Here is a 20,853-nt window from a genome sequence, read left to right as displayed (position 1 = left end):
CCCCTTTCCCAGCGACAGCGGCAGCAGCAGCCATGCCACCGGGGTGGCGCCCGTCAGCCGACCGGGCTGAACGTCCACAGCAGGTTGTTGTGCTGCTGCCACGTCCACTGCTTGGCCACAGCCCCTGCCGCGACCATGCCGCCGCCGTCGAGGACCAGTCCCGTGCTGCGGTTGGCGATCGAGTACTGGCCCTGGCCGCGGTGGGTGATCTGCCACTGCTGGGTGTTGCTGCCGTCCCACGCCTTCTGCCGGGCCGGGTCGCCGTTGCGGGTGGCGCCCCAGCCGTCGGCGACCATGCCGTTGGTGCGGTTGACGAGCCTGTAGTAGCCGTTTCCGAGTTCGATCGCCTGCCACTGGAGATTCGCGTGCTCTATCGGCTCCCACTGCTTCAGGTTCGAGCCGCTGGCGACGTTGCCGCCGCTGTCCAGCGCCAGACCGTTCGTGACGTTGGCCAGGCGGAAGTAAGTGGCCGGGTTGAACGTCACCCTCATCGAGGCGATGACGTCGTTGTTACCGGTCTGCCGAAGGTCGGCGGCGTTCGAGGTGAACGTCCAGGCGGTGCCGGTGAAGTTGTCGCCGGAGTAGCCCGTCACCTGGAAGCCGTCGGGCACCAGGATGGAGGAGGCCATGGCGGGCCCCAGGCCGGCGGCGGTCAACTGGGAGGAGGTGTAGCTGCCCAAGGGCAGAACGGCGCGGGTGCCTTGGTAGTCGACGTGCTGGAACACCGTCGGTGAGGCCTTCACGGGCATGCCCTGGACCTCGACGCACACCACGGAGACGTCGGCGTTCGGCGCGGTGGCCGGCACGGTGACATCGATCTGGTCGGTGACGGTGTACGAGAGCGAGACCGAGGGGTTGTTCAGCAGGTAGACGCGGCTGATCGTGTTGTCGATCCTCGGGATCCGGAGCCGGCCGTCGGTGGGCCAGGTGAAGACGTGGGCGAAGAGCCTGCCGTTCTTCTTGGTGACCCTCCCCCACGCGGGTTCGGTGGTGAACGGGCTGCCGCTGGTCCCGTAGATGCTGTCGCTGTGCGTCGACATCCATGAGGCCAGGCCGTTGAGGATGGTCTGGGATCCGGCGGTGACCGAGCCGTCGCCCTTGGGGCCGATGTTCAGCAGGAGGTTGCCGTCCCGGGAGACCACCGTGACGAGCTCCTGGACGATGTCCTTGACGGATCGGTAGGAGTTCTCCCTCGACGCGTCGTAACCCCAGGCACCGTTCATGGTGGCGCACCGCTCCCACGGCCGGCTCATCGGCGCGGAGGGTATCCCGAACTCCGCGACCGCGTAGTCGCCGAGGCCGTGGTCCCGCTTGACCCGCTCGTTGACGATGAGGCCGGGCTTGCGGGCGATCAGCCAGTTGTAGAGGTCGACGCCGTCCGATGTCAGCCACCAGTCCTCCAGGGTGGGGCTGGAAGGCTCGGCGAACCAATCGCCGTCGAACCACAGCAGTGCCGGGTCGTAGCGGTCGAGCAGTTCCTGAAGCTGCGCCTTCATGTCGGCGATGTAGGCGGTGCGGGCGGCCTGCGACGACATCGTCGTGAGTCCGCTCTCGTGGCGGTCGGTCTGGGACGGGTGGTTCCAGTCGAGGATCGAGTAGTACAGGCAGAACTTGATCCCGCGGCTCTCGCACTCCCTCTTGAGGTCCATGAGCGGGTCGGTCTGGATGCCGTTGTAGTCACGCAAGTTGTACTGCTTGGTGCCGGTGGTGTCGGTGAAGCCGGCGACGTTGGAGTCCCACGTCGCGTAGCCCTCGTGGTGCTTGGCGGTGATCACGAGGTACTTCATGCCGGCGTTCTCGGCCAGTTCGGCGATGGTGGCGGCGTTGAACTGGGTCGGATTGAAGTTCTTGGTGACCTGGTTCTGGTAGTCCGCCTTGCTCCACCGCTGGCTGTCGAACGCCCACTCGCCCTGGCCGAGCTGCGAGTAGGAGCCGAAGTGGATGAACATCCCGAACCTGGCCTGGTACCACCAGTCCATCTTCGAGGGGACGGTGTACGCCTCGGCGGTGGCGGGCCACAGGCCCTGCGGCAGCCCGAAGGCCGCCACACCTCCCGCGAGGGCGGCGGCTTTCATGAGAGTGCGTCTGCTGAAGCGAGCTGAGGACATGGTGTGGCTCCGTGTGTCGGGGGGAGGGCAGCAGGGCGTGACGGGAGCAGGGCCTCGGCCTGGGCACGTACTCCACAACCCCGGAGAGACATCGGATGGATTTATATGAGCATGACAGTGACCGTGTCCAGAGGCGTGCACGTGATTGCTGGTAAACAGAGGGTCCTAGAGGCGCACACGCATGGAGTTCCGTTCAATACATCGGATCTATCAAGAAGACAGTCTCGCGATCACACGACCTCGTCGCATCCAGCCGAGCGACCGTCAGGGGCGGTCGTGCTCCAGCCGTCGCCTTGGCTCTCGCGGAAGCGGGACGCCCAGGCGCGAGCGTCCACCCGCGTGACCTTCGCTGCCTCAAGGTCGATACTTCCGACAGCGGCATTCCCACCCACCCCGCGCCCGAGCCGTCAAGATCGAACAACCGATGTCACCCATTCCGACCCGCCGGCCTCACCAGGAGGTACCCATGAGGATGCTCATCAACGTCCCGGAAACCGTCGTCGCGGACGCGTTGCGTGGCATGGCCGCCGCTCATCCCGAACTGACCGTCGACGTCGAGAACCGGGTGATCGTACGGCGGGACGCCCCGGTGGCCGGGAAGGTGGCGCTGGTTTCCGGGGGCGGCTCGGGGCACGAGCCGTTGCACGGGGGGTTCGTGGGGCCCGGGATGCTCTCGGCGGCCTGCCCGGGGGAGGTTTTCACCTCGCCGGTGCCCGATCAGATGGTGCGTGCGGCGGCGGCCGTCGACAGCGGGGCCGGGGTGCTGTTCATCGTGAAGAACTACACCGGTGACGTGCTGAACTTCGACATGGCGGCCGAACTCGCCGAGGACGAGGGCATTCAGATCTCGAAGGTGCTGGTCGACGACGACGTCGCGGTGAGCGACAGCCTCTACACGGCGGGGCGGCGCGGGACGGGCGCGACGCTGTTCGTGGAGAAGATCGCGGGGGCCGCCGCCGACGAGGGGCAGCCACTGGAGCGGGTCGAGGCGATCGCCCGGCAGGTCAACGAGAACGCGCGCAGCTTCGGCGTGGCGCTCAGCGCGTGCACCACGCCCGCCAAGGGCAGCCCGACCTTCGATCTGCCCGCTGGCGAGCTGGAGTTGGGCGTCGGCATCCACGGCGAGCCGGGGCGGGAGCGGCGGGCGATGATGACCTCCGGCGAGATCGCGGACTTCGCGGTGAACGCCGTCCTGGAGGACATGCCGCCGCGCAACCCGGTCCTGGTCCTGGTCAACGGCATGGGCGCCACGCCGCTGCTGGAGCTGTACGGCTTCAACGCCGAGGTGCAGCGGGTGCTGACCGAGCGCGGGGTGGCCGTCGCCCGCACGCTCGTCGGCAACTACGTGACCTCGCTCGACATGGCCGGCGCCTCGGTGACCCTGTGCCAGATCGACGAGGAGCTGCTGCGGCTGTGGGACGCACCCGTGCGGACTCCGGCGCTGCGCTGGGGCATGTGAGCAGGCGGGGCAGGCGATCAACGTACCGACCACGCAAGGAGATCCAGTGCTCGACGCCGATTTCTTCCGCCGTTGGATGGCGGTGACCGCCGCGTCCGTCGACCGCGAGGCGGAGCGGCTCACGGCCCTCGACTCGCCCATCGGGGACGCCGACCACGGCAGCAACCTCCAGCGGGGGTTCAACGCCGTGACCGCGACCCTCGAGAAGGAGGCGCCCGCGACCCCGGGCGCCGTGCTGACGCTCGCCGGACGGCAGCTCATCTCGACCGTCGGCGGGGCCTCCGGGCCGCTGTACGGCACGCTGCTGCGCCGTACCGGCAAGGCCCTCGGGGACGCGGCGGAGGTGAGCGAGGAGCAGTTCGCCGAGGCGCTGCGCGCGGGCGTGGACGCGGTGATGCAGCTCGGTGGGGCCGCGCCGGGGGACAAGACGATGATCGACGCGCTGGTGCCCGCCGTCGACGCCCTCGGTGACGGATTCGCCGCCGCGCGCGCCGCGGCCGAAAAGGGGGCTGTGGCGACGACGCCGCTCCAGGCGCGCAAGGGCAGGGCCAGCTACCTGGGCGAGCGCAGCGTCGGGCACCAGGACCCGGGAGCGACGTCGGCGGCGCTGCTCGTCGCGGGGCTCGTGGCGGCGGGCGGGGAGTGAACCGGTGACGAGTGAGGAGAAGCGGGTCGGGATCGTGCTGGTGTCGCACAGCGCGCGGGTGGCCGAGTCGGTGGCCGAGCTGGCGCGGGGGCTCGCCGGCGGCGGCCCGGCCGTGCCCGTCGCCCCGGCGGGCGGCACCGAGGGCGGTGGGCTCGGTACCAGCGCGGAGCTGATCGCCTCGGCGGCCGCCTCGGTGGACCGGGGTGCCGGGGTCGCCGTCCTTGCCGACCTCGGCAGTGCCGTGCTGACGGTCAAGGCGTTGCTCGCCGAGGGGGACGAACTGCCGGACGGCACCCGCCTGGTGGACGCGCCGTTCGTGGAGGGCGCCGTCGCCGCGGTCGTCACGGCGGCGACGGGAGCCGGCCTCGACGCCGTGGCGGCGGCGGCCGCGGAGGCGTACACCTACCGCAAGGTGTGACGCGGCGCCCGGTCACTCCCTGACGCAGACCTGCCGGCCCATCCCTCAGCCCATCCCCTCCGACACGACGGCGAGCGCCAGCCGCAGCGCGTCCGCCAGTTCGGTCCGCGCCGTCGTCGCGTCGGGGCGGAGGTCGGCCGCGCGCCAGGCGTAGTGCTCGACGGCCGTGCGCAGGGCCGCGTTGAACATCGCCGCCTGGATCGCCGCGCGCGGGTCGTCGGGCGCCAGCCCGGCTGCCTCGGCGAGGGCGCGGGCGAACACCGGCTCGGCCTCGTCGTAGGTCTGCAACCAGACCGCGCGCAGGCCGGGTTCGGCGCGGGTCAGCCGGATGAGCGCGGCCAGGGTGGCGGGGTCGGGGCCGACGAGGAAGCGCTGGTCGGCCTCCAGGAGCGGGGCGAAGGCCTCCGCCAGGGGCCGGCCCGGGCGTCGCCGGCGCAGCGCGCCCGCCATGACGTCGATGCCCGCGGAGAACAGCGGGCTCACACAGCTCTCCTTGCTCGGGAAGTACCGCCACACGGTGCGCGCCGAGACGCCGACCGCCTGCCCGATCTGCTCGCCGGTGGTCGCGGTGACGCCCTGGTCGACGAAGAGGTCCACGGCGGCGCGGGCGATCTCCAGCCGGATCTCCGCCTTGCGTTCGTCGGTCAGGGGCGGTCGGCCCGTGCGGCCGCGGGGTGCGGGCATCCAGTCCTCCGGTCTCGGTGGCCGTTCACTTCGGTCGTGCGCTGCCGGAATTCTTCATCACGACTTTCTGTCACTCACCGACATTAAGTCGTAGTGTGGGGCCACGCGGGGCTCGACGCCCCCTGAGGACACCGAGGAGCACTCATGGCCACTGGACTGGACGGCCGCAGCGTCATCGTCACCGGAGCGGGCTCGGGCATCGGGCGGGCGACCGCCCTCGCCTTCGCCGCGGAGGGGGCACGGGTCGTGGTGGCCGACCTCGACGCCGACGGCGCCGGGGCCGTCGTCAAGGAGATCGAGCAGGCGGGCGGGACCGCCGTCGCCGTCATCGGGGACCTGAGCGAGCAGACGGTCGTCGACGAGGTGGCCGCCACGGCGGTGGAACGCTTCGGCGGGGTGGACGTCCTTGTGAACAACGCCGGGATCATGGACCGTATGTCGGCGCTGGCGGACGTGGACGACGCGGAGTGGGAGCGGGTGATCCGGGTGAACCTGACCGCCCCGTTCCTGCTGACCCGCGCGGTGCTGCCGCACATGCTGGCCGCCGGGCGCGGCACGATCGTCAGCACGGCCTCGGAGGCGGGCCTGCGGGGCAGCGCGGCGGGCGCGGCCTACACGGCCTCCAAGCACGGTGTGGTGGGGCTGACCAAGTCGCTGGCCGTGATGTACCGGGGCAAGGGCATACGCGCGAACGCGATCGCGCCCGGCGGCACGAAGACCTCGATCGTCGTCGACGCGGAGCAGGGCGCCCACGGCCCGGCGGCACTCGGCCCGCACTTCGTCAATCTGGGGCGGGTGGCCGAGCCGGAGGAGCAGGCCGCCGCGATCCTCTTCCTCGCCTCGGACGCGGCGAGCAACATCAACGGCGCGATCCTGCCGGTCGACGACGGCTGGTCGGCGGTCTGAGCCCCGGCCGGCGACCCGCGTGATGCCGTTCAGCCACCCTGCTCCATCCGGTCGCCCCCGTCCACGAACGCCCGCGCCAGCCGCTCCCCCACCGCGACGGCGGACGCGTGGCTCTCGACGGGGGTCGCCCGGGAGTCCTCGAAGAGGATGTAGGTGACGCCCGAGGGGGCGCCGCCCCGCAGGGGATCGGGAGGGATGCCCAGCGCCTCGGCGGTGGCGTACGAGGCCTCGCCGATGACGCCGGCGGGTCCGACGTCGCCGACGACCGCGTACTGGACGCGGTCCTGGTGGACGACGGCCGCGACGGTACCGCCGCGCACCCCGTGATCACGGTGGTTCCACAGGGCGCTCACCCCGGGAACGACGATGTACGGCAGGGTCTCGGCGCTCAGATGGCGGCCGTCGGACTGCTGGAAGGCGGTGGCCGGGGAGAACCAGGGATCGGTGTCGGCGTTGCAGTACCGGCCGGGGCGGCCGTCGCAGTCGATGTCCATGTCGGCCGTCCAGAAGACCACGCCGTCGCCGCCGCACACCGGGACCGTGGCGGGCGCCCCGGCGTCGGTGCGGTAGCGGCCGCGGGAGACGGGGACGCAGTCACGCACCCGGGCCAGCAGGTCATCGGCGCTCACGGCGCCCTCGTACCGCGCCGTCGGCCCTCGGGGGACATCGAGGGCCTGGGACGTGGCGGCGAACGGGGGGATCTGGGCCAGCAGGGCCAGGCCGGCCGCGGCCGGCAGCAGCGACGGGACACGCACGATGGGGGACCTCTCGCCTGGACATCGACGGACACTCGGCCCAATCTGCCGCCGGTCGCGTCCGGGGGCTACCCGAGGGGGCCGTACGGCGCACGCCCTCCGACCGTTCGACAGGGACCGGGGGCCGGCGCCCGTGTCCGCGCCGGCCCGCCGGCCGCCCCGCCGGCGCGGCACATGCGACGACAGCGGTCCGCGCCACCGGCAGGAACTCCCCAGCGTGCGGCGGGAGTTCGACCGTGAGGACGCCAGCATACGTAACGCCCCGAACGGCCCACCAATCCTGCCACCGCCCTCTTGATGTGTTCGCAACACCGCGCCATATTGGTCCGGACCATTCCGCCGTGCCGGGCCGGGAGGCGAAGCCGTGCGACGTCTTGTGCTGTGCGCGGGAGCGCTGGCCCTGTGCTGCGGGTGCGCGGCGGCGGCCGGCGGGGACGGGGACGGGCGGGCGCCGGGCGCGCCGACGGGCGTCACCGCGGCGGCGGGCAGCGCGACCAGTGTGCACGTGATGTGGAACGCGGTCGCCGCGAGCCCGGCCGTCAGCGCCTACGAGGTCTACCGGGGCGGCGCGAAGGCCGGCTCCGTGCCCGCCTCCGCGCACATGCTCGACGTCACCCGTCTCACGCCGTCCACGACATACGTGTTCACCGTGCGCGCCCGCGACAGCGAGGGCCGGCTCGGGCCACACAGCCGGGAAGTGCGGGCGACGACGCCGGCGGCCATCGCGGCGGACCGTTCGGCCCCCACCCGGCCGGGCGGTGTCGTCGGCCGCGCGGCCGGGAGCCGGGCGGTCCAGCTGTCCTGGACGGCCGCCACGGACGACCGCGCGGTGGTGTCGTACGAGGTCCACCAGGGCGGGACCAGGATCCACAGCGTGAGCGGCGGGCAGACGGCGACGGTCGTCACCGGGCTGCGGCCGGGCACCCGTTACTCCTTCACCGTGCGGGCGCGGGACGCGGCCGACAACCTCTCGCCGGCCGGCCCGCCGGTACGGCTCACCACCGCGCCGGGCCACGCGGACGGCGGGGACGGCGGGGACGGCGCGGACACCGCGCCCTCGGGGTTCCGGGCGACGACCCACCGGGCCGACGGGGCCCACTACATCGACCTGGCCTGGGTGCCGCCCCGCGTGGACGGCGTGGTCACCGAGTACCAGATCCAGCTCGACGGCAGGCCGGCCACCTCGCTCGTGTGGGGCGGGGACCCGCCGCGCGACCGGGCCACGTACAGCTTCTACATGGGACGGGAGGCCGGGGTCGGGTACCGGGTGCGGCTACGGGCGCGGCTGCCGGACGGGACGTGGGGCGCGTACTCGGCGCAGCGGTCAGTGACGACGGGGCCCGGGGACGGTTGAGCCGTCCGGGGGAACCCGTCACCTGGCCGGGGGCGGCCGGAGTGCGGGGCGGGCCGCGGGGACGTTGGCTGCCCCTGAGGCAGCACGGGCGTACCCGATCCTCGGCGGCGCAAGGGATGTACCGCCAACCGTGCCGCCGGAGGACATCCAATGCGCACTTCCCGTCTTCTCGTCCCCGCCGGACTCACCGTGGCAGCCGCCGCCACGCTGCCGCTCGCCCTGACCGCCCAGCCCGCCGCCGCCCAGGTCTCGGGCATCTCCGTGAGCACGACCGGCTCCACGGTGTCCGTGGTGACCAGCGCGTGCACCCAGATCAACGGCAGCTGGGGCACGGCGGCCCTGCTCAGCAGCGGCCAGACCAGCTTCGCCCAGGGCCGCCAGGTGGCGCTGTCCGGCACCACCGTCAGCCAGTCCGCCGCCTGGTCCAGCGTCAGTCCGGGCACCTACACGGTCGTCGTGGTGTGCTCCAACGGCGTCACCGCCGGCACCCAGTCGGTGATCGTGTCCGCCGCGCCCACGCCGAGGGTCTCCCCCACGGCCTCACCCACACGGGGCGTCATGGGCGGCATGGGCGGCGCCATCCAGGACTACGGCACCGTCACCCTCGTGGTCGGCGGGGCGCTGGTGGGGTCGGGCGTCATCGCGGCGGCCTGGTTCCTGCGCCGCCGCTCGAAGCCGTACCGGTTCTAGCCCGCCACGGCCGGCTCAGGAGGCCTGGCCGGCCCTGGCGGGCCCGGTCGGCTCAGGAGGCGCGGTCGGCCGGTCCGGGCAGTTCCTCCAGGGCCTGGGCCAGCCACTGCGTCCAGAACGTCTCCAGCTGGATTCCCGCGCGCAGGACCAGATGTTGCAGCCTGACCTGCGCGCTGTCGTCACCGGGAGCGGGCGTGAAGTCGCGCCGCTCGATCTCCTCGTACTCGGCCAACTGCCGCCGGTGCAGGTCGAGATGGCGTCGCAGATCGGCTTCCAGGCCCGCGGTGCCGACGACGGCCGCGGCCCGCAGGCGCAGCAGCAGCGCGTCACGGTGCGGCTTGGGGTCCTGCGCCGCGGCCGTCCACCGCTCCAGTTCGGCGCGGCCGGCGGGCAGGACCTCGTAGCTCTTCTTCTGCCCGCGGGCCGGCTGTTCGGAGGGCAGGGCGCGGATGTATCCCTCGGCCTCCAGTTTTCCCAGCTCGCGATAGATCTGCTGGTGCGTCGCCGACCAGAAGTAACCGATCGACTTGTCGAACCGGCGGGTCAGATCCAGCCCCGACGACGGCTTCTCGAGCAGGGCGGTGAGGATCGCGTGCGGGAGTGACATGCCCTCATCCTAGGTACGCGCCTAGAGGGCGGCCGCGACCTCGGTCCCCTGCTTGATGGCCCGCTTGGCGTCCAGTTCGGCGGCCACGTCGGCGCCGCCGATCAGGTGCGTGCTCACCCCGGTGGCGAGCAGCTCCTCGTACAGGTCTCGGCGCGGCTCCTGGCCGGTGCACAGCACGATGGTGTCGACCTCCAGGACCGTGCTCTCCTCGCCGACGGTGATGTGCAGTCCGGCGTCGTCGATGCGGTCGTAGCGCACGCCCGGCACCATGCGCACGCCCCGGTGCTTGAGTTCGGTGCGGTGGATCCAGCCGGTGGTCTTGCCGAGGCCCGCGCCGACCTTGGTGGTCTTGCGCTGGAGCAGGTGGACCGTGCGCGGCGGCTCGGGCCGCTCCGGCGCGGCGAGACCGCCGGCCGCCCGGTAGTCCATGTCGACGCCCCAGTGGCGGAAGTACGTGGCCGGGTCCTCGCTCGCCTTGTCGCCGGTGTCGGTGAGGAACTCGGCGACGTCGAAGCCGATGCCGCCGGCGCCGAGGATCGCCACCCGGTCCCCGACGGGGGCGCCGTCGCGCAGGACGTCGAGGTAGCCGACGACGCTCGGATGGTCCACGCCGGGGATGTCGGGTGTGCGCGGGGTGACACCGGTGGCGACGACGACCTCGTCGTATCCGGCCACGTCCGCCGCCTCGACGGGGGTGTTCAGCCGTACGTCCACGCCGTGGGCGTCGAGCTGGTGGCGGAAGTAGCGCAGCGTCTCGTCGAATTCCTGCTTGCCGGGGACCCTGCGGGCGACGTTGAGCTGGCCGCCGATCTCGCGCGCGGCGTCGAAGAGGGTGACGTCGTGGCCGCGCTCGGCCGCGCTGACCGCGCAGGCGAGGCCGGCCGGGCCCGCGCCGACGACCGCGACCCGCTTGCGCCGGCGCGTCGGCGACAGCACCAGCTCGGTCTCGTGGCAGGCGCGCGGGTTGACCAGACAGGAGGTGATCTGCCCGCTGAAGGTGTGGTCGAGGCAGGCCTGGTTGCAGCCGATGCAGGTGTTGATGGCCTGGGGCGTGCCGGCCGCCGCCTTCGCCACGAAGTCGGGGTCGGCGAGCATCGGGCGGGCCATCGACACCATGTCCGCGTAGCCGTCGGCGAGCAACTGCTCGGCGAGTTCAGGGGTGTTGATGCGGTTGGTGGTGACGAGCGGAACGGACACCTCACCCATGAGCCGCCGGGTGACGAAGGTGTAGGCGCCGCGCGGCACGGAGGTGGCGATGGTGGGGATACGGGCCTCGTGCCAGCCGATGCCGGTGTTGATGATCGTCGCCCCGGCCTCCTCGACGGCCTTCGCGAGGGTGACGACCTCGTCGAGGGTCGAGCCGCCGGGCACCAGGTCGAGCATCGACAGCCGGTAGACGACGATGAAGTCCTCGCCGACCGCCTCGCGCACCCGTCGGACGATCTCCACGGGGAAACGCATGCGGTTCTCGTAGGAGCCGCCCCAGCGGTCGGTGCGGTGATTGGTCGGGGCGGCGACGAACTCGTTGATCAGGTAGCCCTCGGAGCCCATGATCTCGACGCCGTCGTAGCCGGCCTGCCGCGCGAGGCGTGCGGCGCGCGCGTAGTCGTCGATGGTGCGCTCGACGTCGGCGTCGGTCAGCTCCCGGGGCGGGAAGGGGCTGATGGGGGCCTGGAGCGGACTGGGGGCGACCAGGTCGCGGTGGTAGGCGTAGCGGCCGAAGTGCAGGATCTGCATCGCGATACGGCCGCCCTCGCGGTGCACGGCCTCGGTGATCGTCCGGTGCTGCTCGGCCTCGGCGTCCGTGGTGAGCTTCGCGCCGCCCTCGTACGGCCGGCCCTCGTCATTGGGGGCGATGCCGCCGGTGACGATCAGGCCGACTCCCCCGCGGGCACGGGCGGCGTAGAACTCCGCCATCCGCTGGAAGCCGCCCTCGGCCTCCTCCAGGCCGACGTGCATCGAGCCCATCAGGACGCGGTTGGGCAGCGTGGTGAAGCCCAGGTCGAGCGGGCTCAGCAGATGGGGGTATCGGCTCATGACAGGCCTCCGTGCGCGGTGTCTTCCCCGTAGTTCTAGAGGACCGCGCACGGGTTGTGCAACTAGTTGCACAATGACCCGGAGGAACTGTGCCGCAGGTCACCGGCTTTCGAGCAGAACGTGCAGCTCCCTCTCCTGGTCCCCGGAGGCCGAGGAGAGGTCGCGCACCGCGAACAGTGAGTCCAGCGTCTTGCGCAGCCGGTCGATCGCCCAGTAGCCGCCCTGCGCGTCGGCCTCGACGGAGGACGAGAGCCGGGCCGGCGGCGGGCACTCATGGGCGTCGGTGACCTCGAAGGTGCCGAGCCAGACCATCGGGCGCGTCTCGTGGATCTGCTCAGGCACGTCCTCGGCACACCGGTCGGACTCGAAACACGTGCACAGCGCGTCGAAGACGATCCGGGCGTCCTCCTTGCTGCATCCGCTGATCTCGACGGAGACGGACTCCTCGTGCGGTCGCTCACGGTCCATCGTGATCGCTCCTCTCGTGGCGGTGGCGCGGTACCGCGGGTTCCCCGCGATCCGCGCCACATCCCAAGAAAAGCACCACTTTCCGGGCCGTACCAGCGTCGGACCGGCGACGGTCAGCCGCGGGTGAAGCGGTACGTCTTGCTGTCCGTCAGCAGGCAGAAGCCGGGCGAGAGGACGATCACCCGCAGGGTGCCGGTACGGCGGTCGTAGTCGATGCCCTCCGTCTCGAAGCCGCCCGTGCAAGAGCTGCGCAGCGGCAGCTGGCGCAGGGCCGTGACGCGGCCGGTGACGTCGGAGGTGCCGTTCGGCTCGGCGGACAGGTCGATCCGGAGCAGCGGCTTGGTGATGCCGAAGAGGGTGCCCGCGGGGTCGTCGGAGGAGCACAACAGGGTGGTCGGGCCGGTGAAGTCGCAGCCCTGGAGGTCGCGGACGGCGCGGTCGAGGCGGACCGTGGCCACCTGCGGCAGGTTCGCCGACGGCGAGGTGCTCGAGTTGACGCCGGGGGTCGGGAAGACGAGCAGCCGGGTCATGGTGCCCCACTCGCCGGCCAGCATCCACTGGCCGTTCGCCGTGATCGCCACCCAGGAGTTGTTGAGGGCCTCGCCCGGGCTCAGCGTGTGCACGTACTCCGACCAGGCGCCGCCGGGCGCCTGCACCCGGAACATCTTCGCGGTGCCCGAGTCCCGCTGGTAGGGCTCGATGTAGTGGCCGTCGTAGGAGGCGTCGGGGTCGCCGACGTGGTTCCAGCCGCGCGTGCTGACGCCGAGCGGGATGGTCCCGATGCCCGTGTAGCGGTTGGCGCTGTTCGCCGGGACCTCGACGGAGGTCAGGCCCTGGCTCTCGGTCAGCGGTTCGGCACGGTCGGAGCCGACCTCGGTCCAGGTGTCGGCGGCCGTGGCGGGCGGGGCGGCGGCGAGGGCGACGGCCGTCGCGGTGGCCAGGGCGAGCAGGGCGGTGCGGACCGGGTGACGGCGTCGCCGGGCGGGGCGCAGGGGCATGGGTCTCCTCGTGCGGGGGGGTGGGTGCGCGCTCGGCGGACAGTCTGGCCTCGTTTGTTGGTCATGTACAGACCAATTCGATGGACGGGTGCGGACGTTGAGGAGAACGGCGGGCGCCGCCGTACTGGAGGAGCATGGAGGACGGCGTCCGAGGCGTGGGAGAAACGATTGAGCGCGGTGGAACAGGGGGAGTCGGCACGGGGGACGACGTGCCGCGTCGACAGGCGGAGGCGGTTCGTGGCATGAGTGCGGCCGGATCGTCCGCGGCGGAGAGCGGCGACCCAGCGGGCCCCAGTGGGCTGCTGGACGTACTGAACGTGGCCTCGGTGGTGCTCGACACCGAGGGCCGGATCGTGCTGTGGAGCCCGCAGGCGGAGGAGCTGTTCGGGTACGCGGCGCAGGAGGCGCTGGGCCGCTACGCGGCGCACGTGATGGTCCACGCGCGGGACGCCGACCTCGCCGTGCGGCTGTTCGCGGACGTCATGGCCACCGGGCGCAGCTGGGAGGGCGCCTTCCCCATCCGGCACAAGGACGGCGGCACCCGTCTGGTGGAGTTCCGCAACATGCGGCTCATCAACGACCGCGGCGACGTCTACGCCCTCGGTCTCGCCGCCGACCGGTCGACGGTGCGCCGGCTCGAGCGGGACGTGGCGCTGTCCACCCGCATGGTCGCGCAGTCCCCCATCGGTCTCGCCGTCCTCGACACCGACCTGCGGTTCGTGTCGGTCAACCCCGCGCTGGCGCGCATCAACGGCCTCCCGGCCGCCGACCACCTCGGCCGCACGGTGCGCGAGGTGCTGCCGCTGCTGGACGTGGAGGGCCTTGAGGCGGCGGTCAACCAGGTGCTGCGGACCGGGGTGCCGCTCGTCGACCACTTCACGCAGGGCCGCACCCCGGCGGACCCGCACGAGGAGCACGCCTGGTCGCTCTCGCTGTACCGGCTGGAGGACGCCCGCGGCACCGTGCTGGGCGTGGCGGCCTCGGTCCTCGACGTCACCGACCAGCACCGGGCGGCCGTCGAGGCGGAGGCCGCGCGCCGCCGGCTGGCTCTGGTCGCCGACGCCTCCGCCCGGATCGGCACCACGCTGGACCTGGAGCGCACCGCCCGCGAACTCGCCGACGTGGCCGTGCCGGAGCTGGCCGACGTCGCGGCCGTGGGCCTGCTCGACGCGGTGGTGGCGGGCCGGCGCAGCAGCCTCGGGCCGGCCGAACCGGCCGTGCTGCGTGCCCTGGCCGCGCGCGCCGACGACGCCCCGGACGCGCTCGCGGCGGCCGGCCCGCCCGGCGAGGTCGCCCGCTACGGCCCCGACCGGCTCGTCACCGAGTGTGTGCGTACGGGCGAGCCGGTGATGGTGACGCAGGTCAAGGACGAGGACCTGGCCCGTATCGCCCGCTCCCCCGAGGCGGCGGACCTGCTGGCCCGGGCGGGTGTCCACTCGTACCTGGCGGTGCCGCTCATCGCGCGCGGCGAGGTGCTGGGCGCCCTGGAGCTGAAACGGGCCCGCAATCCGCTGCCGTTCGGCCTGGACGACCTGCTGCTCGCCCGGGAGCTGGCCGCCCGCGCGGCCGTGCACATCGACAACGCCCGCTGGTACCAGAACGCCCGCAACACCGCGCTCACCCTCCAGCGCAGCCTGCTGCCCAGTCATCCGCCGGTGACCGGAGGCCTGGAGGTGGCCTCCCGCTACCAGCCGGCGGGGGCCACGACCGAGGTGGGCGGCGACTGGTTCGACGTCATACCGCTGGAGGACGGCAAGACCGCTCTCGTGGTCGGCGACGTGATGGGCAGCGGCATCGACGCCGCCGCCACGATGGGCCGGCTGCGCACCGCGACGACCACGCTGGCCTCCCTCGACCTCGACCCGGCGGTGCTGCTGGAACACCTCGACCGGATCACCTCCGGCCTGGACCACTCGATCGCCACCTGCGTGTACGCCGTCCACGACCCGCGTCTCGGCCGGTGCCGGATCGCCAACGCCGGGCATCTGCCGCCGGCCCGGGTACGCGCCGGCCGTCCGCCCGAGCTGCTCGACCTGCCCACCGGGGCGCCACTGGGCGTGGGCGGGGTGGCGTTCTCCACGACCGACGTCGAGTTCGCGCCCGGCGACCAGCTCGTCCTCTACACGGACGGACTCGTCGAGACGCGCCGGCACTCCCTCGACGAGCGGCTGGAGGCGCTGCTCGCCCTCCTCGACGGCCCGACGCGTCCGCTGGAGGAGCTGTGCGATCTGCTGCTGCGGGCGCTGCACCACCCCGACAACCACGACGACGTGGCCCTGCTCGTGGCACGGGCCCGGAGCTGACGGCGCACGTCCGCGTTCACAGGGATTTGTTACCGGGTCCTTACCGGTGTCCTCCGACAATCACAGCGAGGCGTGCCGTTGGTGCCGCCCGTCGTGGCCGAGGAGAGTGAGCCGTGATGCAGGAACCGGAACAGGCCGGGAGCCGGCCGGAACGGGGCGAGGCTCCGTCGGGGCAGGGCGAGACGGCCGCGGAGCGGCTGGAGTCGGTCCCGGAGCGGCCCGAGGGCCCGCCCCCGCCGACCGAGGTGCTCTCCGGGCCGGGCGGGGACGAGCCGGGGCGGGTCCCGCTGCGTGCGCTGTGGGAGCGGCGGTCGGCGCGCGGACGTGCGGTGATCGCGGCCACCACGGTCGCCGTCCTGGCGCTGGGCGGCACGGTCGCCTACGCCGCGACCTCCAGGGAGTCCTCGCACGGCACGGCGAGCGGATCGCCGTCCGGCTCCGCGTCGCCCGACAAGCCCGGTGACCGGCACGGCCGGGGCGGTGGGCCGTGGTTCGGTATGGGCGGCGACGCCGTGCACGGCGAGACGACCGTGAAGGACCGCGACACCGGCGACTGGGTCGTCCGCGCCTGGCAGCGGGGCACCGTGGACAAGAAGGACGGCGACCGGGTGACCGTCAAGAGCGAGGACGGCACCTCGTGGACGTGGACGGTCGGCTCGGACACGACCGTGCACGACGAGGACGGCGGCTCCTCCTCCGGTGCCGAGGCGCTGGCGAAGGGCGACACCGTGTTCCTCGCCGGGCCCCGTTCCGGCGACACGCGGACGGCCACCCGGGTGGTCTCCGGCGCCTTCGCCGAACAGGGCTGGGGCGAGAGGCGCGGCGGCTTCCCCGGGCACGGCCCGTGGAACCGCGGTGACCGCTCGCCCAGCCCGTCAGGCAGCGGCCCCTCGGGCAGCGGCACCGCGGCCTGAGGTCGATGTCACTCCTTCGTCCCGATCACCACATGGGCGAAGAGTTCCTCGTCGACGGCGAGACGCGGCGTCAGGCCGCCCCGCCGGAACGCCTCGACGGCGTCGGGGGCCTGGCGTTCACCGGTCTCGATCAGGAGGCAGCCGCCCGGCGCGAGCCAGGACGCCGCGCCGCCGGCGACCCGGCGCAGCACGCCGAGGCCGTCGGCGCCGCCGTCGAGGGCGGTGAGCGGCTCGTGGTCGCGGGCCTCGGCGGGCAGCAGCGGTACCTCGCCGCTGGGGACGTACGGCACGTTCGCGGCGAGGATGTCGACGCGGCCGCGCAGCCGGCCGGGGAGCGCCTCGAACAGGTCGCCCGCGTGGACGTGTCCGCCGTGGGCGGCGATGTTGCGGCGGGCGCAGCGCACCGCGGCCGGCTCGATGTCGGCGGCGTGGAGTTCGACGGGTCCCAGCGCGGCGGCGAGGGCCGCGCCGACCGCCCCCGAGCCGCAGCACAGGTCGACGACGACGCGGGCGTGCGGGGCTCGGGCCAGTGCCTGGTCGACGAGGAACTCGGTGCGGCGGCGGGGCACGAAGACACCGGGTTCCACGGCGATCCGCAGCCCGTGGAATTCGGCCCAGCCGACGACGAGTTCGAGGGGCAGGCCACGGACGCGGCGCTCGACCATGGCGGTGAGTTCGTCGGGGGTGCGGGCGGCGCCGAGGATCAGCTCGGCCTCGTCCTCGGCGAAGACACAGCCGGCGCCGCGCAGGGTGGTCACGACGGCGGCACGGGCCGAGGGCGAGGGGAAGGGGGATGCGGAGGACGAGGGGAAGGGTGAGGGGGACGGGGGAACCATGGGAGGCATGAGGCCGCGAGCCTTTCGGAAGCCGAAGGGCACTCTCGCGGTCGCCTACCGGCGGCGGTCCGCGTCCTGAGGTGAGAGCACCCGACCTGACACTGCGGTAATGGGTCTCACCTCCCCGGTCCTTCATGGCCGGGTCCGTCCCAACCGGACGGTCACCCTACCCCACTTCCTCAAGTTGTACTCTACAACTAGGAGGATGCGGGAAGGCCAGATGGAGGCGGTTCCGGTGGAGGTCGAGGCGGGTCCGGGGGCGGCGACGGAGGCGGTTCCGGTGGAGTCGGCGGAGGCGGTGGAGACCATCCAGCGCGAGATGACGGCGTTCGCCCGGCGCGCCCGTGCCTCGGCGGGCCGGCTGCACCCGGAGCTGTCGCTGGTGTCGTACACCCTGCTCGGCCATCTGGAGGAGCACGAGGGCTGCCGGGCCACCGACCTGGCCGCGCACTACGCCCTGGACAAGTCCACGGTGAGCCGGCAGGTGTCCGCGCTGGAACGGGCCTCCCTGATCGAACGGCGCCGGGCCCCGCACGACCACCGCGTCCAGGTCCTCCACCTCACGGACGCCGGCCGCCGTGTCCTCGCCCAGGTCACCGAGAGCCGCCGGGCGGCCTTCCACGAACGTCTCGCCGACTGGCCCCGGGAGGACCTGGAACGGTTCGCGGACTACCTGGCGCGCTACAACGCGCGGGGACCGTCCGGGGCGTCCGACGCCGGCTGACCCCGATGCCGCGCTCTCTCCCGGCGACCGCAGGGCACGCTCCCGGCCGCCGCCGGGCGGCCCCCGCGCGGAGCGCCGCCGACCCGCGCGTACGGTGGAGCGCGTACCCGATCGTCATCTCACGCTGGAAGCGCATGAACGTCACCCGAGGCTTCACCGGACGCCCGCGCGTCGACAACCCGGGGCTGCCCCCGGGGCAGTACGACGCGGGCGACGACTGGCCCGTGCTGTCCGCCGAGGTCCCCCCCGACCTCGCGCCCGCCGAATGGACCTTGCGGATCGACGGGCTGGTGGACGCGCCGCAGACCTGGACCTGGGAGCAGGCGCACCGGCTGCCCGGCTCGGCGTACGAGGGCGACATCCACTGTGTGACCGGCTGGTCGAAGTTCGGGGTGCGGTTCGCAGGCGTGTCGCTCGACGTCTTCCTGGAGGCCGTGCGGCCGCAAGGCCGCGCCACCCACGCGGTCGCCTACTCCCACACCGGGTACACCACGAGCCTGCCGCTCGCGGATCTCACCGGCGGCCGGGCCTGGATCGCCTTCACCCACGCCGGCCGGCCGCTCGACCCGGAGCACGGCGGTCCGGCGCGGCTGCTGGTGCCCCACCTGTACTTCTGGAAGAGCGCCAAGTGGATCGCGGGCCTGCGGCTGCTGGACCACGACGAGCCGGGCTTCTGGGAGCAGAACGGCTACCACACCCGGGGCAACCCCTGGCAGGAGCAGAGGTACGCCGGTGACTGAGACCCTTGCCTCCGCGGCGACGTTCACTCCCCCGACGCGGTTCGCCGTGCCGGGCCGGATCGCCGTCGGCGACCAGTCGGCGGTGTGGCGGACGGCGACGCTCACGGAGATCCGCCGCGAGACTGCGCACGCGGCCACCTTCCGGTTCGCGGTGCCCGCCTGGGCGGGGCATCTGCCCGGGCAGCACCTGCTGCTGAGGCTGACCGCCGAGGACGGTTACACCGCCCAGCGGCACTACTCCCTCGCGTCCGCGCCCGACGACTCCGGGCACATCGAGCTGACCTTGGACCATGTGGACGGCGGTGAGGTGTCCGGCTGGTTCCACACGGTCGCCGCGCCCGGGGACCGGGTGGAGGTGCGCGGTCCGCTCAGCGGCTTCTTCGCCTGGCCGGGCGACCGGCCCGCGCTGCTGATCGGCGCCGGCTCCGGGGTCGTCCCGCTGATGTCGATGGTGCGCCACCGCCGGGCGCGCGGACTCGACGTACCGCTGCGGCTGCTGGTGTCCGCGCGCGGCCCAGAGGAGCTGATCTACGCGGGCGAGTACGGCGCGGAGACGACGCCCGTGTTCACGCGCCGCGCGCCGGAGGGGACGCCGGTGGGCCGGCTCGCCGCCGGCCATCTCGCACCCCTGTTCGCCGAGGAGCCGGCGGGCGGCTGGGAGGCGTACGTCTGCGGCTCCAACGCGTTCGCCGAGCACGCCTCGCGACTGCTGGTGGCGGCGGGGCAGCCGGTGGACCGGATCCGGATCGAACGGTTCGGCTGAGGATCCCGCCCGGCGACGACCGCTCCATCGCGTCCGGACCCGAACGGTCCGCCCGAGGACCCCGCCCGACCGTGACCACACCACCGCCTCCGGACCGCACCGCCCGCCCGGCGGTGAGGACACTCGCGTGCCGACAGCCGGAATGAGCGATCTCGCCCGAAGAGGGTATTTCCTCCCTGTGGGCACTCGTCCGCGTGACGGCGAGGAGGTCGACATGCGAACCCGGGTGCGCGGCTGGCGCTGGCGGCGCAATCCGTTGCGGCGCCGGGCGGACGTCGTGGAGGCGTGGACGGTACTGGTGGTCGTGGTGCTGCTGCTGATCGGCGCGCCCCTGGCCGGGGCGGTGGCCGGCCGGTGGGCGCACGACGACGCGCGGCAGATCGCGGCGGAGCAGCGGGCGGAGCGGCACCGTGTCCGCGCGGAGGTCGTGGGCCGGCCGCCCGACGGTCTGCCGGCGGGGCAGGCCGGCCGGGAGAACGCCTACCGGGTGGCGGTGCGGTGGACGGAGCCTGGGCAGGGGGTGCGGACGACCACGGCGCGGGTGCCGGCCGGCACCGAACGCGGTGACGTGGTCGACGTGTGGTTCGACGCGCGCGGGCGTACCGTCGCCCCGCCGGTCGACGGCACGGCGGTGTGGCAGCACACCCTCACGATGGGAGTGAGCACGGCAGGCGGCACGGCCGCGGTCGTGCTGCTGGGCCACGCGCTCGTGCGCAAGGCCGCCATGCGCCACCGGCTGGAGGAGTGGGACCGGGAGTGGGCGCGCACGGGGCCCGAGTGGAGCCGGCGCAGCGCGTAGGGGGTCGTCACGGCGAGGAGCGCCGCCGCGCCCCTGCTCGACGGGGCGGCACCCGCGCGCCCCGGCGCAGCGGGAGTGTCGTCCTGCCCGCGACCGGCGGCAAGATCCATAAAGGGCGCCCGGCGCCGCCGTCGCGGTCTGGCGAGCGCTCCCACCGCCCACGTACGGTGTGATCATTCGTACGGCCACTTAACAAAAGGCGGTTGTTCATGGCCCTGTTCGACCTGTCCGTCGAGGAACTCCACGAGTACCGCAGCGCGTCCGTCGAGCCGGAGGACTTCGACGCGTTCTGGTCCAAGACCCTCCAGGAGGCCCGCGAGCACGACCTGGACGCCCGCTTCGAGCCGGTCGACACGGGGCTGAGCACGGTGCGGGTGTTCGACGTCACGTTCGCGGGGTACGGCGGCCACCCGGTCAAGGGCTGGCTGACGGTGCCGGCCGGGGCCGAGGAACCGCTGCCGCTGATCGTGGAGTTCGTCGGGTACGGCGGGGGACGCGGGCTGCCGCTCGAGCACCTGCTGTGGGCGTCGACGGGCCGCGCGCACTTCGTGATGGACACCCGTGGGCAGGGCAGCGCGTGGGGCGGCGGGGGCGGCACCGCCGACCCGGTGGGCGGCGCGCCGTCGTACCCCGGTTTCATGACG

At 73.0% G+C, this 20,853-nt stretch carries 21 protein-coding genes; 13 read left to right on the top strand and 8 right to left on the bottom strand.

All coding sequences use genetic code 11. The annotated features are described in order from the left end of the window. Positions 1-53 precede the first annotated feature (53 nt). On the bottom strand, positions 54-2,108 hold the full coding sequence (locus ALMP_RS42825; protein ID WP_264937465.1) for an alpha-L-fucosidase: 2,055 nt from the start codon (positions 2,106-2,108) through the stop codon (positions 54-56). Positions 2,109-2,574: 466 nt separating this feature from the next. Between ALMP_RS42825 and dhaK the strand changes: the two genes are divergently transcribed. The 3 genes from dhaK to ALMP_RS42810 are packed head-to-tail and all read left to right on the top strand — an operon-like array spanning position 2,575 to position 4,631. Then, positions 2,575-3,567, top strand: a complete 993-nt coding sequence (gene dhaK / locus ALMP_RS42820) for a dihydroxyacetone kinase subunit DhaK (RefSeq protein ID WP_264937463.1) — start codon at positions 2,575-2,577, stop codon at positions 3,565-3,567. Positions 3,568-3,613: 46 nt separating this feature from the next. Then, positions 3,614-4,213 (top strand): dihydroxyacetone kinase subunit DhaL, encoded by a 600-nt coding sequence (dhaL, locus tag ALMP_RS42815; protein WP_264937462.1) that lies wholly within the window; start codon positions 3,614-3,616, stop codon positions 4,211-4,213. 4 nt (positions 4,214-4,217) lie between these two features. Then, positions 4,218-4,631 (top strand): PTS-dependent dihydroxyacetone kinase phosphotransferase subunit DhaM, encoded by a 414-nt coding sequence (locus ALMP_RS42810; protein ID WP_264937461.1) that lies wholly within the window; start codon positions 4,218-4,220, stop codon positions 4,629-4,631. Between the two features lie 45 nt (positions 4,632-4,676). On the opposite strand, the gene ALMP_RS42805 is transcribed toward ALMP_RS42810, so the two are convergent. Next, positions 4,677-5,315: a TetR/AcrR family transcriptional regulator gene (locus tag ALMP_RS42805; protein WP_264937460.1), complete on the bottom strand. Its 639-nt coding sequence runs from the start codon at positions 5,313-5,315 to the stop codon at positions 4,677-4,679. A gap of 144 nt (positions 5,316-5,459) precedes the next feature. Here ALMP_RS42805 and ALMP_RS42800 point away from each other — a divergent pair, with 144 nt between their 5' ends. Then, complete coding sequence (locus tag ALMP_RS42800) at positions 5,460-6,221, top strand: SDR family NAD(P)-dependent oxidoreductase (protein ID WP_264937459.1); 762 nt, start codon at positions 5,460-5,462, stop codon at positions 6,219-6,221. Positions 6,222-6,250: 29 nt separating this feature from the next. On the opposite strand, the gene ALMP_RS42795 is transcribed toward ALMP_RS42800, so the two are convergent. Next, on the bottom strand, positions 6,251-6,976 hold the full coding sequence (locus ALMP_RS42795) for a glycoside hydrolase family 75 protein (protein WP_264937458.1): 726 nt from the start codon (positions 6,974-6,976) through the stop codon (positions 6,251-6,253). Positions 6,977-7,340: 364 nt separating this feature from the next. Here ALMP_RS42795 and ALMP_RS42790 point away from each other — a divergent pair, with 364 nt between their 5' ends. Both ALMP_RS42790 and ALMP_RS42785 read left to right on the top strand, forming a co-directional pair. Next, the gene (locus ALMP_RS42790; RefSeq protein ID WP_375803626.1) at positions 7,341-8,330 is read left to right on the top strand and encodes a fibronectin type III domain-containing protein; all 990 of its coding nucleotides are present in this window, start codon (positions 7,341-7,343) and stop codon (positions 8,328-8,330) included. A gap of 150 nt (positions 8,331-8,480) precedes the next feature. After that, positions 8,481-9,020, top strand: coding sequence for a hypothetical protein (locus ALMP_RS42785; protein WP_264937457.1), 540 nt, complete (start codon positions 8,481-8,483; stop codon positions 9,018-9,020). 52 nt (positions 9,021-9,072) lie between these two features. Here the strand turns inward: ALMP_RS42785 and ALMP_RS42780 are convergent, their stop codons facing one another. The 4 genes from ALMP_RS42780 to ALMP_RS42765 form a co-directional block, all read right to left on the bottom strand. Next, positions 9,073-9,627 carry a PadR family transcriptional regulator gene (locus tag ALMP_RS42780; RefSeq protein WP_264937456.1) on the bottom strand — a complete coding sequence of 185 codons (555 nt, stop codon included), beginning with the start codon at positions 9,625-9,627 and terminating at the stop codon, positions 9,073-9,075. Between the two features lie 21 nt (positions 9,628-9,648). Next, a complete protein-coding gene (locus ALMP_RS42775) occupies positions 9,649-11,664 on the bottom strand; it encodes an NADPH-dependent 2,4-dienoyl-CoA reductase (protein WP_264937455.1) in 2,016 nt (671 codons plus the stop codon). Between the two features lie 99 nt (positions 11,665-11,763). After that, entirely contained in the window at positions 11,764-12,132 is a 369-nt protein-coding gene (locus tag ALMP_RS42770) for a hypothetical protein (RefSeq protein ID WP_264937454.1), read from the bottom strand. Between the two features lie 113 nt (positions 12,133-12,245). Then, positions 12,246-13,130, bottom strand: coding sequence for a hypothetical protein (locus ALMP_RS42765; protein ID WP_264937453.1), 885 nt, complete (start codon positions 13,128-13,130; stop codon positions 12,246-12,248). 242 nt (positions 13,131-13,372) lie between these two features. On the opposite strand from ALMP_RS42765, the gene ALMP_RS42760 reads away from it, so the two are divergent. Further along, a complete protein-coding gene (locus ALMP_RS42760; protein WP_264937452.1) occupies positions 13,373-15,433 on the top strand; it encodes a SpoIIE family protein phosphatase in 2,061 nt (686 codons plus the stop codon). A gap of 116 nt (positions 15,434-15,549) precedes the next feature. Next, positions 15,550-16,347 carry a hypothetical protein gene (locus tag ALMP_RS42755; RefSeq protein WP_264937480.1) on the top strand — a complete coding sequence of 266 codons (798 nt, stop codon included), beginning with the start codon at positions 15,550-15,552 and terminating at the stop codon, positions 16,345-16,347. A gap of 8 nt (positions 16,348-16,355) precedes the next feature. Here the strand turns inward: ALMP_RS42755 and ALMP_RS42750 are convergent, their stop codons facing one another. Next, on the bottom strand, positions 16,356-17,192 hold the full coding sequence (locus ALMP_RS42750) for a putative protein N(5)-glutamine methyltransferase (RefSeq protein ID WP_264937451.1): 837 nt from the start codon (positions 17,190-17,192) through the stop codon (positions 16,356-16,358). A 271-nt stretch (positions 17,193-17,463) separates the two neighbouring features. Here ALMP_RS42750 and ALMP_RS42745 point away from each other — a divergent pair, with 271 nt between their 5' ends. From ALMP_RS42745 to ALMP_RS42725, 5 genes are all read left to right on the top strand, one after another. After that, positions 17,464-17,907, top strand: a complete 444-nt coding sequence (locus ALMP_RS42745; RefSeq protein WP_264937479.1) for a MarR family winged helix-turn-helix transcriptional regulator — start codon at positions 17,464-17,466, stop codon at positions 17,905-17,907. 134 nt (positions 17,908-18,041) lie between these two features. After that, a complete protein-coding gene (locus ALMP_RS42740) occupies positions 18,042-18,647 on the top strand; it encodes a sulfite oxidase-like oxidoreductase (RefSeq protein ID WP_264937450.1) in 606 nt (201 codons plus the stop codon). Next, positions 18,640-19,410, top strand: coding sequence for a ferredoxin reductase (locus ALMP_RS42735; RefSeq protein WP_264937449.1), 771 nt, complete (start codon positions 18,640-18,642; stop codon positions 19,408-19,410). The genes ALMP_RS42740 and ALMP_RS42735 overlap by 8 nt, the downstream gene beginning before the upstream one ends. 214 nt (positions 19,411-19,624) lie before the next feature. Beyond that, positions 19,625-20,209: a hypothetical protein gene (locus ALMP_RS42730; protein WP_264937448.1), complete on the top strand. Its 585-nt coding sequence runs from the start codon at positions 19,625-19,627 to the stop codon at positions 20,207-20,209. A gap of 209 nt (positions 20,210-20,418) precedes the next feature. Continuing rightward, positions 20,419-20,853, top strand: a 435-nt coding sequence (locus tag ALMP_RS42725) for an acetylxylan esterase (RefSeq protein WP_264937447.1), incomplete at its 3' end; no start/stop codon positions are given.

The sequence above is a fragment of the Streptomyces sp. A012304 genome, from assembly GCF_026008495.1.
In the GTDB taxonomy this organism is placed as follows: Bacteria; Actinomycetota; Actinomycetes; order Streptomycetales; family Streptomycetaceae; genus Streptomyces.
Note: the sequence above shows the minus strand (reverse complement) of the source record. Positions and strands in the feature narration are given on the sequence as shown.

Coding starts and splice junctions, on each gene's coding strand:
- ALMP_RS42750 (WP_264937451.1), bottom strand. CDS start 17,192: ATGCCTCCCATGGTTCCCCCGTCCCCCTCACCCTTCCCCTCGTCCTCC.
- ALMP_RS42740 (WP_264937450.1), top strand. CDS start 18,042: ATGAACGTCACCCGAGGCTTCACCGGACGCCCGCGCGTCGACAACCCG.
- dhaK (WP_264937463.1), top strand. CDS start 2,575: ATGAGGATGCTCATCAACGTCCCGGAAACCGTCGTCGCGGACGCGTTG.
- ALMP_RS42780 (WP_264937456.1), bottom strand. CDS start 9,627: ATGTCACTCCCGCACGCGATCCTCACCGCCCTGCTCGAGAAGCCGTCG.
- ALMP_RS42805 (WP_264937460.1), bottom strand. CDS start 5,315: ATGCCCGCACCCCGCGGCCGCACGGGCCGACCGCCCCTGACCGACGAA.
- ALMP_RS42785 (WP_264937457.1), top strand. CDS start 8,481: ATGCGCACTTCCCGTCTTCTCGTCCCCGCCGGACTCACCGTGGCAGCC.
- ALMP_RS42770 (WP_264937454.1), bottom strand. CDS start 12,132: ATGGACCGTGAGCGACCGCACGAGGAGTCCGTCTCCGTCGAGATCAGC.
- ALMP_RS42800 (WP_264937459.1), top strand. CDS start 5,460: ATGGCCACTGGACTGGACGGCCGCAGCGTCATCGTCACCGGAGCGGGC.
- ALMP_RS42760 (WP_264937452.1), top strand. CDS start 13,373: ATGAGTGCGGCCGGATCGTCCGCGGCGGAGAGCGGCGACCCAGCGGGC.
- ALMP_RS42755 (WP_264937480.1), top strand. CDS start 15,550: ATGCAGGAACCGGAACAGGCCGGGAGCCGGCCGGAACGGGGCGAGGCT.
- ALMP_RS42825 (WP_264937465.1), bottom strand. CDS start 2,108: ATGTCCTCAGCTCGCTTCAGCAGACGCACTCTCATGAAAGCCGCCGCC.
- ALMP_RS42765 (WP_264937453.1), bottom strand. CDS start 13,130: ATGCCCCTGCGCCCCGCCCGGCGACGCCGTCACCCGGTCCGCACCGCC.
- ALMP_RS42730 (WP_264937448.1), top strand. CDS start 19,625: ATGCGAACCCGGGTGCGCGGCTGGCGCTGGCGGCGCAATCCGTTGCGG.
- ALMP_RS42775 (WP_264937455.1), bottom strand. CDS start 11,664: ATGAGCCGATACCCCCATCTGCTGAGCCCGCTCGACCTGGGCTTCACC.